11 protein-coding genes are annotated in these 13672 nt (G+C 73.0%); 3 read left to right on the top strand and 8 right to left on the bottom strand.

The annotated features are described in order from the left end of the window. Positions 1-118: 118 nt before the first annotated feature. The 7 genes from ACFZBB_RS26845 to ACFZBB_RS26815 form a co-directional block, all read right to left on the bottom strand. Positions 119-2647: a SpoIIE family protein phosphatase gene (locus tag ACFZBB_RS26845; RefSeq protein ID WP_391127291.1), complete on the bottom strand. Its 2529-nt coding sequence runs from the start codon at positions 2645-2647 to the stop codon at positions 119-121. A gap of 837 nt (positions 2648-3484) precedes the next feature. Next, positions 3485-4282, bottom strand: a complete 798-nt coding sequence (locus ACFZBB_RS26840; RefSeq protein WP_391127289.1) for an alpha/beta fold hydrolase — start codon at positions 4280-4282, stop codon at positions 3485-3487. Between the two features lie 51 nt (positions 4283-4333). Next, entirely contained in the window at positions 4334-4726 is a 393-nt protein-coding gene (locus ACFZBB_RS26835; RefSeq protein WP_391127286.1) for an NUDIX domain-containing protein, read from the bottom strand. Positions 4727-4785: 59 nt separating this feature from the next. Next, positions 4786-4980 carry an SPOR domain-containing protein gene (locus ACFZBB_RS26830; RefSeq protein ID WP_391127283.1) on the bottom strand — a complete coding sequence of 65 codons (195 nt, stop codon included), beginning with the start codon at positions 4978-4980 and terminating at the stop codon, positions 4786-4788. A 4-nt stretch (positions 4981-4984) separates the two neighbouring features. Further along, the gene (locus ACFZBB_RS26825) at positions 4985-5458 is read right to left on the bottom strand and encodes an RpiB/LacA/LacB family sugar-phosphate isomerase (RefSeq protein ID WP_391127280.1); all 474 of its coding nucleotides are present in this window, start codon (positions 5456-5458) and stop codon (positions 4985-4987) included. A 221-nt stretch (positions 5459-5679) separates the two neighbouring features. Beyond that, complete coding sequence (locus ACFZBB_RS26820) at positions 5680-6432, bottom strand: GntR family transcriptional regulator (protein ID WP_355348321.1); 753 nt, start codon at positions 6430-6432, stop codon at positions 5680-5682. A 77-nt stretch (positions 6433-6509) separates the two neighbouring features. After that, positions 6510-7577, bottom strand: coding sequence for a DUF4190 domain-containing protein (locus ACFZBB_RS26815; protein WP_391127277.1), 1068 nt, complete (start codon positions 7575-7577; stop codon positions 6510-6512). 92 nt (positions 7578-7669) lie between these two features. Here ACFZBB_RS26815 and ACFZBB_RS26810 point away from each other — a divergent pair, with 92 nt between their 5' ends. Further along, a complete protein-coding gene (locus tag ACFZBB_RS26810; RefSeq protein WP_391127274.1) occupies positions 7670-9040 on the top strand; it encodes a glycosyl hydrolase family 18 protein in 1371 nt (456 codons plus the stop codon). Between the two features lie 137 nt (positions 9041-9177). On the opposite strand, the gene ACFZBB_RS26805 is transcribed toward ACFZBB_RS26810, so the two are convergent. Further along, positions 9178-10125 carry a GntR family transcriptional regulator gene (locus tag ACFZBB_RS26805; protein WP_391127271.1) on the bottom strand — a complete coding sequence of 316 codons (948 nt, stop codon included), beginning with the start codon at positions 10123-10125 and terminating at the stop codon, positions 9178-9180. Between the two features lie 478 nt (positions 10126-10603). On the opposite strand from ACFZBB_RS26805, the gene ACFZBB_RS26800 reads away from it, so the two are divergent. Both ACFZBB_RS26800 and ACFZBB_RS26795 read left to right on the top strand, forming a co-directional pair. Further along, positions 10604-12667 (top strand): hypothetical protein, encoded by a 2064-nt coding sequence (locus ACFZBB_RS26800; protein WP_391127268.1) that lies wholly within the window; start codon positions 10604-10606, stop codon positions 12665-12667. 88 nt (positions 12668-12755) lie between these two features. Beyond that, positions 12756-13646 carry an RICIN domain-containing protein gene (locus ACFZBB_RS26795; RefSeq protein WP_391127265.1) on the top strand — a complete coding sequence of 297 codons (891 nt, stop codon included), beginning with the start codon at positions 12756-12758 and terminating at the stop codon, positions 13644-13646. The last annotated feature ends 26 nt before the right edge of the window (positions 13647-13672 follow it).

Raw genomic sequence — 13672 nt, 5'->3', positions numbered from 1 at the left:
ATCACAGCATCATCTCGGCTCCTGGGGTACGGGGACCGTCCCCGGGACAGCGCGGTCACACCCCTCGCTCCCGCGTCTTCGGCATACCCGGCACAGCTCCCGTGAATCATTACGCGCGTCACGGCAGAGCCAGTTCGAACCAGACGGTCTTTCCGAACGGTCCGTGACGCGTTCCCCAGCGCCGTGAGGCCCGTGCGACCAGTTGCAGACCACGGCCGCCCTCGTCCTCCAGGGTGGCGATCCGCTCGCGCGGCGGGTCCGGCAGCGGGTCGGAGACCTCCACCAGCAGCGAGCCGCCGCGCACCATCCGTACACCGATCGGTCCGTGCGCGTACCGCAGCGAATTGGTGACCAGCTCGCTGACCAGCAGCATCGTGACGTCGGTGAGCTGCGCGAGACCCCATTCGACCAGGGTGTCACGGACCTGGCGGCGCGCCAGCCGGACGGCGCTGGGCTCGGCGGGGAACGTCCAGGAGGCGGTGGATCCGGCGGGCAGCCCGCCGAGCCTGGCCATCAGCAGCGCCACGTCGTCGGGCTCGCGGCCAGGTTGCATGATGGCGAGCACGTCGTCGCAGGAGTCCTCCAGTGAGGGCAGCGGGCGGCACAGCGTCTGGCGCAGCCGTTCCAGGCCCTCGCCGATGTCGTGGCCGCGGGTCTCCACCAGGCCGTCGGTGTAGAGCACGAGGACCGCTCCGTCGGCGACCGCCAGCTCCGTGGTCTCGAAGCGGACGCCGCCGACGCCCAGGGGGACGCCGGATGGCAGCTCGACCAGCCGGGCCCGGCACTCGTCCGGGTGGGCGCCGGGTCCCTCGCCGTCCGGCGCCCGCGTGACGGGTTCGACCAGGACCGGCGGCAGGTGGCCCGCCTGCGCGATGGCGATCCGGCGCGTCGAGGGGTCGTAGACGGCGTAGACGGCGGTGGCCATCCAGCCCTCGGCCTGGCCCTGCGCGAGGTCGTCGCCCAGCTCGTTGACCCGGCGCAGCAGCTCGTCCGGCGGCATGTCGAGCCCGGCCAGCGTCCGTACGGCGGTACGGAGCCGGCCCATGGTGGCCGCCGCGCCCAGGCCGTGGCCCATCACGTCGCCGACGACGAAGGCGACCCGGCCGCCGGCCAGCGGGATCACGTCGAACCAGTCGCCGCCGACCTCGGCGCCGCTGCTGCCGGGCACGTACCGGAAGGCGACGCCGACGCCGGGCGGTTCGACGACGCTCTGCGGGAGCAGGCTGCGCTGGAGCATCAGGGCGCCCTCGCGCTCGCGGACGTAGAGCCGGGCGTTGTCCAGGGCGGCGCCCGCGCGGTTGGCCAGCTCCATCGCGAGGGCCAGGTCGTCGTGGTCGAACGGCTCGCGCTCGCGGGCCCTGCTGACCACCAGCAGGCCGAGGACGACGCCGCGGGCCCGCAGCGGCAGCACGAGCAGCGAGTGGACGCCGAGCGCGATGGCCGCGCGCACCTTCGGGTCGCCGGGGAAGGTGGTGGCCAGCAGCTCCTCCTCCGAACTCACCATCCGGGGCTGCCCGGTGGTCAGCACCGTGCCGAAGATCGACTTGCGGGTGAAGCGGATCGGCTGCCCGGTCAGGATCATCCGCTCGACCTCGGGCCCCCAGCGCACCGCGCCCGTGCCGAGCTGCCGCATCGGGGTGTTGTCGCCGTACGGCGCGGTCGGCAGCTCGCCGCCATCGGCGACCTCGGCGTGCAGGATCACCCCGGAGTAGTCACTGAAGGTCGGCACGACGGCGGCGGCCAGCGCCTCGGCGCACCGGCGGACGTCCAGCACGTTCGCGATCCGGGTGCCCACGTCGTTGAGCAGCGCCAGCCGCCGCCGGGCCCGCTCGACCTTCGCGGCGGCCTGCACGCGCTCGGTCACGTCGATGACGGTGGCGCTGATCCCCAGCACCCGCCCGGCCCGGTCGACCAGCCGGTGGTACGACAGCGAGCGGTGGCCGCTGCCTTGCGGCGCGTACGTGACCAGGTCGATCACCGGCCGTCCGGTGGCCAGGACGTCCCGCTGGAGCGCGGTCAGGTCGGCGGCCGACCGCTCGTCCAGCACCTCCCGCACGGTGTGGCCGATGTGGTCGGCGACGGGCCTGCCGTCCATCGCCGCCAGCGCCTCGTTGAGCCGTACGTAGCGCAGGTCGCGGTCGAAGATGGCGACGCCGAGGGGTGAGGAGTCGAAGAGCGAGTCGAGGGCGGCGAGGTCGTGCTCCAGCGTCCGCAGGCGGCTCGTCTCGACCATCGAGGCCAGAACGAAGGGGCGGCCGTCGCCGTCGACCAGCAGCGAGGCGCGGGTCTCCACCTGGACGGTGTGGCCGTCGCGGTGCCGCAGCGAGAGGATGCCGTCCCAGCGGCCCCCTCGCAGCAGGTCGGCGAGGATCTGCTCGGCGGGGCTGGGGTCCGGCATCCGCGGGATCTCGTCCGGCCCGCGCCGCGGGGACTGTCCCGGCGGGCTCTCGGGCGGCCCGAACAGCCCGCCCACCCGGCGGCCCACGATGTGCTCCCCCGCCCACCCCAGCACCTCCTGTGCCAGGGGGCTCCACAGGAGCACCCGCCCCGACGTGTCCAGCATGACGACCGCCACCCGCAGCGTGTCGAGCAGCGTCCCCGTGCTCTCCCCCCGCCCCTCACCCCCCGACTCCGGATCGGGATCCATATCCGGATGATGATGCCGATGCGGCCGACCCGCCGCCGGCCCCTCCGAGGCCGCCTGGCCCGAGCGCGCCGGGGGGCCCTCCCCTGCGTGGGCCTGCCCGCCTGCGGCGGGGGCTGGGCTGACCTCAGCGGGACCGCCGCCGGCGGGAACCTGTCCGCCTTCCGCAGGACCGCCGCCGGCGGGAACCTGTCCGCCTTCCGCGGGACCGCCGTCGGCGGGGTCCGGGGCGCGGTTCGGGGACGCCTCAGGGCCATCGCCGCCGCTGGCGCTCATGCGTCACCCCCGACCGGGTCGGGCCGGTTCCACCCCGGCCACTGTCAGTGGGAATTATCCCCCTTACCCGATATTCTCCCAAACACCCCGATACCGCGCGGGCCACGGCGAAACGGCGTAGCAGCCGGGGGGCGTGCGGCCGGGGTCAGCGGGAAGCGCGTGGCGCGGCGCGGGCGCTGGAGGCGACCGGAGGTCCGGGGTCGGCCGGAGTCGGGAGCGCCGGGCGCGACGCGGGCGACGAGAGCCGAGACCAGCGGCGCGGGAAGCGCCGGGCGCGACGCGGGCGACGAGAGCCGAGACCAGCGGCGCGGGAAGCGCCGGGCGCGACGCGGGCGATGGGAGCCGGAGTCGGGAGCGCCGGGAGTCGGCCGGTGGCCGGGGTCGGCCCGGCGCTGGCGCCAGATGCGGCCAGGGCGCCGAGACCAGCGGCGCGGAAAGCGCCGGGCGCGGCCGGGAGGCCGAGTTCGACGGGGCCGGGGCCAGTGGGAAGCACCGAGCGCTGGGCGGCCGGAGGCCCGGTCGAGCGGGGTGGGTACGGCGGGGGGCAGGTGTGTGCGGGGACGGTCAGGCTAGGGCTTGGGTGAGGGCGGCGGCCAGGGCGGCGGGGGCCTGGACGTGGGCGAGGTGGCCCTGGCCCGGCATGACGTGGACGCGGGCGCGGGGCATGGCGCCCGCGATGCGGGCGAAGGGCTCGTAGTAGGGGCCGACGCCGTCGTTGTCGCCGCCGATCAGCAGGGTGACGGGCATGTCGAGCTTGCCGTAGGCGGCCAGGTCGGCGTGGTGCTCGTTCAGGGCGGTCAGCTCACGCCCGAGCGGCGCCGCGAGAGGCCGCAGCACCTGCCAGGCCGGGCTCCGGCGCAGCTCGGCGACGTACTCGGCGGAGAATCCGGACACGTCCCGGTTGACGATCTCCACGGCCCGGTCCAGGTCACCGGCCGCGTCGGCCGCGCGCAGTGAGTCCAGCACCCGCGCGCCGAAGGGCCGCACCACCGGCTCGTAGAGGGTCAGGGAACGGACGCCGGAGTGCCGCGTCGCGGCCTCCAGCGCGATCAGGCCGCCGTAACTCCAGCCGAAGAGGTCCACCCCGCCGTCGCCGCCGTGCCGCCCGGCGACCTCGTCGAGCACCCGCCGCAGATCCGCGACCTCGGTGCCGACCCCGTACCCGTCACCCAGCTCACCGCTGGGCCGTCGGCCGCGCCGGTTCAGTACGTACACCGGCCGGTCGGCCGGAAGCGCGTCCACCACCGGCTGCCACGACACGGCGTCGGCCATGACCCCCGGAACGATCAGCAGCGGCCTGCCCTCGCCCACCCGGTGGCCGAGCACCAGCACCACGCCGTCGCGTTCCACCTGCACCAGCACTCGAATCCCCCGTCTCGGTCGCGGACACCGAAAAACCCTACCCGCAGGCCGTCAGCCGACCAGAAGGCGCGACGCCCACTCGACGGCCGGGCGGTCCTGGTCGAGCCAGTCGACGTCGGAGGTCTGCGCGGGGAGCAGCCAGCGCAGCTCGTCGTGGTCCTGGAGGGGGCGGGGCGTGCCGCTCAACAGGCGGGCGGTCCAGACATGCAGGGTGAGGCCGTGGGCCAACGGCCAGGCACCGGGGACGCGTTGAAGGGGCTCCACCGTGACGCCCAGCTCCTCGCGCAGCTCGCGCACGAGCGCGTCCCGCGGGCTCTCCCCCGCCTCGACCTTGCCGCCCGGCAGTTCCCAGCGTCCCGCCAGCGCGGGCGGCGCGGTCCGCCGCGCGGCCAGCAGCCGTCCGGCGTCGAGCACGGCCCCGCCCACCACCACACGTTCGGTCATGCGACGCAGGATACGTAATACGGAGACACGCGACCCGCACAGCGCGCGGCGCGAATCCGTTACGAGGACGGCACGGCGCGCGGCGTCAACCGCTCGATCACGTAACGCCGTTGCTGCTGGTCCCGGTTGAGGCCGGGGCCGTTCAGCGTGGCCGCGACGCGCTCGGCCTCGGCGCGGGTGGCGTAGCGCCCGACCCGGTACCGGTTGCCGCTCTCGTCCTGCCGTATGAGGAGCCATACGAGGTCGGTCGTCATCAGCTCAGGCCCCCTCAGGCGAGGTCGCGGCAGCGGAACCGGCTTCCAGGTCCGCCAGGTGCGCGACATTGTCTCGGTCGTCCGCCGCGTCGCTCGCGGCGCTGTCGAACCAGGCGTCCAGGATCTCGCCGAGCACGGCGCCGGACACCGAACGCAGGCTCAGCGCCAGCGCGTTGGCATCGTTCCAGCGGCGGGCACCCCGCGCGGTGTACGCGTCGGCGCACAACGCGGCGCGCACGCCCGGGAGTTTGTTCGCGGCGATGGACGCGCCGGTGCCGGTCCAGCAGCAGACCACCGCCTGGTCGGCCGCACCCTCGGCCACCGCGCGGGCCGCCGCCTCCGCGCTCCAGGCCCAGTCCTTGCGGTCTCCGGGGCGCAGTGCGCCGTAGGCGAGCACCGTGTGACCACGGTGACGAAGCTCGTCGACGACCTGCCTGGCCACCGGTTCATCCATGTCCGAGGAAACGGCGATGCGCATATGCCCGACCCTACGCCCGAGGTTCACGGCGCGGGCACGGAATGACACGAAGAGGTACCGTTCCGGCCAGGTGTTCGACCAGAAGTTGACTGTAGGTCACACCTGTCCGACACCCCCGGTGGTCGCGCCGGGCGCACGCCGGAGTGCGCACCGGCGCCCGTACAGCCCGTACCGTCCGTACAGCCCGTACGGCCCTGTGCCGTAAGGGAGTTGACGGCGGGTCAGCGTACCGGCAGGTGGTAGACGGCCCGGTACCGCTCAGCCGGGATGATGACGTCCGCGGTCTCCACCGGCTGCCCGGAGCAGTAGTACGTGCGCTGGATCTCGATGACGATGTGCCCCGGCACTCCGCCGAGCGCCGCCGTCTCCTCCGCGAGCCCCGGCCGGGCGCCGACCTCCTCGGCCATGTGGTCGACCACCAGGTCGATCGCCGCCATCCGCTCCACGACGCCCTGGCCGCCGACCGGCCCCTCCTCCGGCAGCAGCACCGGTGTGCGGGCGGTCAGCGCCAGCGGCTCCCAGGAGGTGGAGAGCATCGAGGGCTCGCCCTCGGTGCGGAAGAGGTAGTGGGTGCGCATCACCCGGTCGCCGGGCTCGATCCGCAGCCGCTCGGCGACGGCGGGCGAGGCGTGGTCCTGGACGCTGCGCGACTCCCAGGTGCCCTTGCACCCCTCGTCCCCCTGCTCCTGCCGGAACGGGCTGGCCGTCCCGGCGGGCCGGTAGCCGCTGCGGACGATGCGCCGCGGCCTCGGCCGCTCCCGTACGTACGTGCCGGAGCCGGACCTGCCCTCCACGAAGCCCTCGGCCATCAGGACCTTGCGCGCTTCGAGCGCGACGGTGTCCGAGACCCCGTACTCGGTACGGATCCGGGCCTGCGAGGGCAGCCGCGCGTGCGGCGGAAGCGTCCCGTCGAGGATCTTGCGCCGCAGATCCTCGGCGACGCGAAGGTAGGCGGGCTGCTCACCGAAAGGCACGTGCCCCTCCCAAGGGGTTGACTGTCTGCGACAGCTTGACAACCGTCGGTGCCCGTCCGCAAGCCTTCCCCCGAGCATCACACTCCGAATCCGGAGCTGGTGCCTCCGTCCTTCACCGAGCCGGTCATCGAGCCGTGCGTGGCGCCGAAGAAGCAGGTCACCTTGTGGTCGCCACGGCGCCAGCCGTCCGCCGGCGGCATGTAGTAGTAGACGTCGGCGCTCTTCTCCCAGGGCGTGCCGTCCGCGTAGTCGTCCGCGTAAGAGGCGCACTTCGACTCCGCGACGGCCGAGATGCGATCCGTTCCGGGGTAGCCGCCGTCGTCCGCCGCGTCGACGGTGAAGATCGCGTACGCCTCCGCGTCGTGCTCCTCGGAGCAGTCGACGACGTCCACGGTGGTGGAGCGCGCGCCGTCGCCGCCGTAGTCGCCCAGCGAACTGTCGACCGTGTTGAAGCACTGGCCGACCCTGATCCGGTCGACGCGGGTGTTGCCGTCGTCGAAGGCGCCCGACACGCCGAGCGCGATGAAGACCGCGAGGAGCACCGTGGCGACGCCGTTGAGGATCAGGCCCGCGATGGCCAGGCCCTTGCCGCGCTCGCCGCGCTTCTTGATCTGGCTGAGCGCGACGAGGCCGAAGATCACCCCGAGGACGGGGATGCAGGTGAAGCCCACCACGAGCGAGGCGATGGCCATGCCGTTGGTGTTCGCCTGCGGGTTGTACCAGCCGGCGGCCTGCGGGTAGCCGGGATACGGCTGGGGACCGTACGGATTCTGCCCGCCGTACGGATTCCCGCCGTAGGGGCCCTGACCGCCGTGCGGAGCCTGGCCGCCGTAGGGAGGCTGGCCGGAATACGGGGCCTGCCCGGGATACGGGGCCTGCCCGCCGTAGGGCGGCGCGGAGCCGGGGGGCCGCTGTCCGCTGTAGGGCGGGGGCACGGAGCCGTAGGGGCCGGGCCCGCCCGATGACGGGCCGCCGTACGTCGGCTGTCCCGGACCGCTGTACGGCGGTCCGCCCTGCTGGTCGTACGGCTTCTGCGGATACGAGGGCAGCCCGGCGTACGGCGAAGTGGGGGCGTCGTGCGGGGGCTGGGACGGGGGCGCGTCGTCGGAGGACGGCGGAGGCGGGGGCGGCGGCGGTATGTCCACTGGGGGATCCTACGGTTCGGCGCCGACCGGTTGTGAACGGGTTGCGCCGTCCCCCTTGACCCTTATTGGTCCAGACCAATACCTTCACGCGCATGCGTCGAAGAATTCTCGGCCGTATGGCCGCAACCGCAGCCACCCTCTCCCTGGTCGCCGTCCTGCCCGCCGTCACGGGCGGCTCCGCCGCCCAGGCGCACGGCCGTGACGACCACGGCTCCTCCGCCTCGTCGTACAAGAGCGTCGGCTACTTCACCCAGTGGGGCGTCTACGGACGCGACTACCAGGTGAAGAACGTCCAGACCTCGGGCACCGCGGCCAAACTCACCCACCTCAACTACGCGTTCGCCAACATCGGCGCCGACGGCAAGTGCTTCGAGGCCAATGTGGCCGGCGAGGGCGACGCCTGGGCCGACTACCAGCGCCCGCTCGACGCCGCCTCCTCGGTCGACGGCACCGCGGACACCGCCGAGCAGCCGCTGGCGGGCAACTTCAACCAGCTCCGCGAACTGAAGGCCGCCAACCCGAAGTTGAAGGTGATGATCTCGATCGGCGGCTGGGGCTGGTCGACGCACTTCTCCGACGCGGCCCGCACCGCCGCGTCACGCAAGGCGCTCGTCGCGTCCTGCCTGGACATCTTCGTCAAGGGCAATCTGCCGCTGCTCGACGGCAAGGGCGGCCCCGGTTCGGCCGCCGGGCTCTTCGACGGCGTCGACATCGACTGGGAGTGGCCCGGCTCCTCCGGTGACGTCGACACCGTCTACCGGCCCGAGGACAAGCGGAACTTCACCTCGCTCGCGGCCGAATTCCGCGGCCAGCTCGACGCGTTGGGCCGCAAGGCGCACAAGCACTACGACCTGAGCGCCTTCCTGCCCGCCGCACCGGCCAAGATCGACGCGGGCTTCGAGGTCAGGAAGATCTTCAAGTACCTCGACTTCGGCACCGTCCAGGGCTACGACTTCCACGGCCCCTACGAGGCCACCACCAACCAGCAGTCCGCGCTCAAGGCCCCGCGCAACTCGCCCGTCCCGCACGACTTCAGCGACACCCAGGCGGTCGGCGACTGGCTCAAGCGCGGCGCACCCGCCCGGCAGCTCGTCCTCGGCGTGCCCTTCTACGGCCAGGGCTGGACCGGCGTCCCCGACGGCGGCACCGCGGGCCTCTTCCAGCCGTCCACCGGCCCCGCCCCCGCCACCTGGCAGGCGGGCAACGAGGACTACCACGCCCTCAAGGCCCTTGCCTCCTCCGGCACTTACGCCGTCCACCGGGACGTGCGGAACGGCTTCGCCTGGCTCTACGACGGCACCAACTTCTGGACCTACGACGACCCGCAGGTCATCGCCCAGAAGACCGCCTACATCAAGCGGGCCCACCTGGGCGGCGCGATGGTCTGGTCCCTGGACGGCGACACGGCGGACGGCGAGCTGATCAACGCCATTCACCAGGGCCTCGCCGCGCACCACAGGTGACCCGGGTCCCCAAGTGACCCGGCTCCCCAAGTGACCCGGCGCCTCGGCCTCGGGTAACCCCACCCCTCACGCCCGGTGCTCCCCAGCCCTCCCTCTCCGCGGGGGAGCACCGGGCCTCCCCACGCGCGGCGGATACGTCAGCCGCGCGCGGCGGAGGCGGCGGCCCGTTTGGCGGCCAGCTTGGCCGCCTGCATGTCGCCGACGACCTGCGTCACCATCCGGACGGACGCGGCGTCCAGCACATTGCCGAACTCGACCACCTCGACCCGCTCCTCGAAGCGTGCCTTCAACTGCGGCATGTCGCTGGGGATCACGACGAGTTCGAGGTCCCCGACGTCCTCCCCCTCGTCCCCGTTCAGCACCCTGACGTTGCTGATCCCGGACTGCGTCAGGGAGTCCCCGATGCTGACGGCCTGGCCGTAGGTGGAGTAACAGATGCCCACCGTGCCGCTCCTGGCGGCGGAGGCGATCCGCACCAGGGTCTGCACATGCGGCGCGGCGACGATGGCGACCACCTCGGTCGGCTCCCCGCACCACAGCCGCCGCGCCTCGGCCAGATGGAAGAACGAGGTGAGGGCGAGGTCGTCGTGCTCCTCCTCGGGCGAGAAGTCCCCGAGCACCAGGGGCTTGACCTTGAGACCGAGGTGCAGGCCGAGTTCGCTCGCGAAGTAGCCGGCCCGGTCGGCGTTGCACTCCACGAACGCGACCTTGAGGACGTCGTCCTCGGCGCGCAGGGCGAGGCTCGTCACGAGTGACTGGATCTCGACGGCGGACAGGCCGAGGGCGACGCACTCCCTGGCCGCCGCGTCCAGTACCGCCCACGCCCGTTCCCTGGCGGGCGAACTCGTACGCGCCAGGCCCGTACCGACGACGGTCGTCCCGCTGCGGCCCCGGCTTTCGACCAGGCCCAGCCCGCTCAACTCCGCGTAGGCGCGGGCCACCGTGTTGCGGTTGATCTGGAGGTTGTCGGCCAGCAGCCGGGCGCTGGGAAGGGTCTGGCCGGCCGCGAGATCGCCGGTCTCGATCATGAACGACACCTGGGTCACGATCTGCCGGTAGATGGGTACGTCCGAGTGACGACTCACCCGCAAGTCGCTGTCCACCAGGTGCCCGGCCTTCCCCCGTTGCGCATCTCAGCCAAAGCACCTTATCCACGCGGGAGGCAGTCAAGCATGCCCCGCGCGCCCACTTGTCTTCGGCTTGAACTGGCCCAACCTGCTAGGCAGACAGCACGTCAGGCCGCCCCGCCCCGGCGGAGATCGACAGCGCCCGCACCCCGCTTCGCCTGCGCAAATGTGCCGCAACGACACAACGGGACATATATCCCTGGCCGTCGCCCGTCCGTGAATCGATGGGTCTAACATCGACCCACCAGGGTAGGCAGTACCCCGCCGCCGAGTGACGGCCCCGGTCGCGTCGGCCTGTGGCGCCCACCCCCATCCGCAACGGGAGCGATCAGTGACCCTTCTCGTTCGAGCCGACGGCACCAGAGACCGGCGCGGGAACCGGACGTCCCGGCGCCCGGGGGAACCGCACCCGTTCCCGAGGACTCATCAATAGATGATGCGCATATCCCCCACACCCCTGTCGGCCGACTCCCACGGGTACACGCTGGCCGCCCGCAGGAGAGCGGTGTTCACCGGCAGGACCGCGGAACTGCGGCTGTTGCGGGACCTGATGCTCAGCGACCGGCGCTCCTGTTTCGTGGTGTGGCTGCACGGCATGGGCGGCTTCGGCAAGAGCAGCCTGCTGCACCGGTTCGCCGACGAGGCCGAGGCGCACGGCAGGACGGTCCGCACCGTCGACATGCGCACCACGGCCGCGACACCGGAGGCGTTCCTGGCCGCCCTCGACGCGCAAGGCCCTTCGCAGGAAGCCCAGTTGCTGCTCATCGACTCCGGTGAGGCGCTCGGGCCGCTGGAGCAGTGGCTGCGCGACGACTTCCTGCCGCGGATGCCCTCGCACCTGTTCCTGGTGGTCGGCAGCAGGCGGCCCCCGTCGGCCGAGTGGCGAGCCGACGTGCAGTGGTGGCAGGCGCTGCGCAGTGTCGAACTGCGCGGCATGGACACCGCGGAGGCCACGAAGCTGCTGCGCAACCGGGACGTTCCGGAGGCGGACATCCCCGACATCGTGCGGGCCGCGCACGGCGTGCCGCTGGCCCTGGCGCTCTTCGCCGACGCGCGCGAACGCGCCACCGACTCCGTGGAGCCGCGCACCGCCTGGGAGTTGGCCGACTCCCCCGACCTGGTGGGCGAACTGCTGCACCTGCTGCTGCGCGAGAGTCTGTCGCCCGGTCAGGCCGAAGCGCTGCACGTCCTGGCGCTGGCCCGGGTCACCACCGAGGATCTGCTGCGGCACACGCTGGACGTGCCGTCAGCCGAGGCCGGAAAGCTCTGCGCCTGGCTGCGCGGACTCTCCTTCGTCCGCAGCACCGCCGAGGGCCTGGTCCCGCACGAGCTGGTCCGCGAGGCGCTCCTGGTCGAGCTGCGCTGGCGCGACCTGTCGGCGTACGAACGGCTCTTCACCCGGCTGCACGCACATCTGGCCGAGCAACTGGCGTGCCGCACCGGCAGCCGCTGGGCGTTCGGCGCGGGCCTCGCCTACCTGGGGCGCTCCGGCCGCTTCCCACGGGAGACGGTCGACTGGCGCGGTACGGACCGGCTGCGGCTGCGCACCGCCCGCCCGGAGGATCTGGACGAGGTGCTGGCCGCGATCGGCAAGGAGCACGGCGACGAGGCCGCCGGTCTTGCCCGGCAGTGGTGGGATTGGCAGCCGGGCGCCTTCTGCGTCGCCGAGGACGGCCGCCGCGGCGTCACCGCCGCCCTCGTCGCGCCCTGCCTGGACCCGGGGGCCACCGGGCTGCCCGACGACCCGACGGCGCGTGCCGCGCTGGAGTACACCGCCGGCCGGTGGCCGCTGCGGCGCGCCGAGCGGCTGCTGCTGACGCGGTGGAGCACCGGCGGCGCGGCCGCCGCGGCCTTCGCGCTGACCACGCTGTGGGCGACCACACCGAACCTCGCGGTGAGCTGGACCTGCACGGCCCCGGACCGGCCGGGTCTCGCCTCGCTGCTCGACCTGTACGGGCAGCAGCGGGTGGCACCGGCCGAAGGACCGTACGGCGAAGAGGCTTACGGCGAAGGCGCGTTGGCCTTCGTGCAGGACTGGCGCAGCGCGCCCTTCGACCGGTGGGCGGTGGATCTGCGGGTCCGGCTGCTGGCCGACGAGCCCGCGCCGGGCCCGGCGCCCGTGGCCGTCACCGCGGAGTCCGCCATGCCGTGGCCGGAGTTCGCGGAAGCCGTCAAGCACGCCTACCGCAGCCTCCAGGACGCGCGGCAGCTCGCGGAGAGCTCACTGCTCGGCACCCGGCTGGTGCCGCCGGACGGGGACGCGGCGGCGCTGCGCGAGGTACTGACCGAGACGGTGGCGTACCTGCGCGCGCAGCCGGGACGGCGGCAGTTGGGCAACGTCCTGGAGATCACGTATCTGAGCGGGCCGCGCAGCCAGCAGGCCGCCGCGAGTCGGGCGGGACTGTCCTTCAGCACCTACCGGCGCCGCCTGTCCACCGCGCTGGCGACGGCGGCGGAAGTGCTGCGCGAGCGCGAGCTGTACGGATCGGCGCCGCGGTGAACTGCGCCCCTCCCGGCCGACGTGAGCGGGCGGTGCGAACGTACCCGCGTACCTTGTCAGTCGGACCTACCGCGAGTGGGGAGCGGCGTTGAGCGAGAGTGACCACGACGAGGCCAAGCGGCGGCAACGGGCGCGGTTCGTCGACGCGTTGACGACGCACGCCCGTCAGCCCGGCGAGCGCTCGCGTGTGGGCACCAGGGTCGCGGGCGCCGTGGCCGTACTGGCCCTCACCGCCGGGGCCACGCTGGGCATGGGCGCCTGGCGCAGCCACCAGGCGGACGAGCGCGACAAGAAGCAGGACCTGGCGGCCCAACGGACCGCCGCCTACAAGAACATCGCGCACTCCGCGTCGCCGTCGCCCACGCCGAAGCCGACGAAGACCGTGCCGAAGCGGACCGAGAAGCCCGTCCCGCACACCACCTCGCCCAAGCCGCACAGGACCCCCTCCACCACGCCGACGCCCAAGCGCACGGCCGGATCGGGCGGCAAGGACCCGCGGGCGCTGACCGCGCACGACCGCAAGGTGCTGATCATGAACGCCTACAGCGGGATGTGCGTCGACATCCCGTACAACGGACCGGGCCAACTGGGCCTGGAGATCGACCAGTACCACTGCGACGGCACCGACCAGGACAACCAGTTCTGGAACATGACGGTCAAGCTCCCCGCGAGCGGCCCCGGCGGCACCGATCTCGTGCAGTTCTCCAACACGACGGACGGTCTGTGCATCGACCCGCCGGAGCGCGGGGCCCAGCCGTCGGGGACCGAGCTGTCCGAGGCGAACTGCACCGGGACGCTGGAGGACAACCAACTGTGGTGGCTCGCCCCGGCCGGGGGCGACACCGTGTGGATACGCAACTACGCGAGCAACCATCTGTGCCTGCGCGTCGAGGGCACCGACAAGAAGGCGCCCTCCGCGCGGCTCGTGATCGACGCGTGCGGCACCGACGACGACAGCCGCTGGCGGCTGCTCGGCTGACAAGGGACCCCCGACGGACGGCCGAC

The organism is Streptomyces sp. NPDC008139, from assembly GCF_042957025.1.
Classification (GTDB): Bacteria; Actinomycetota; Actinomycetes; order Streptomycetales; family Streptomycetaceae; genus Actinacidiphila.
This window is presented reverse-complemented; position numbering and strand designations above follow the sequence as displayed.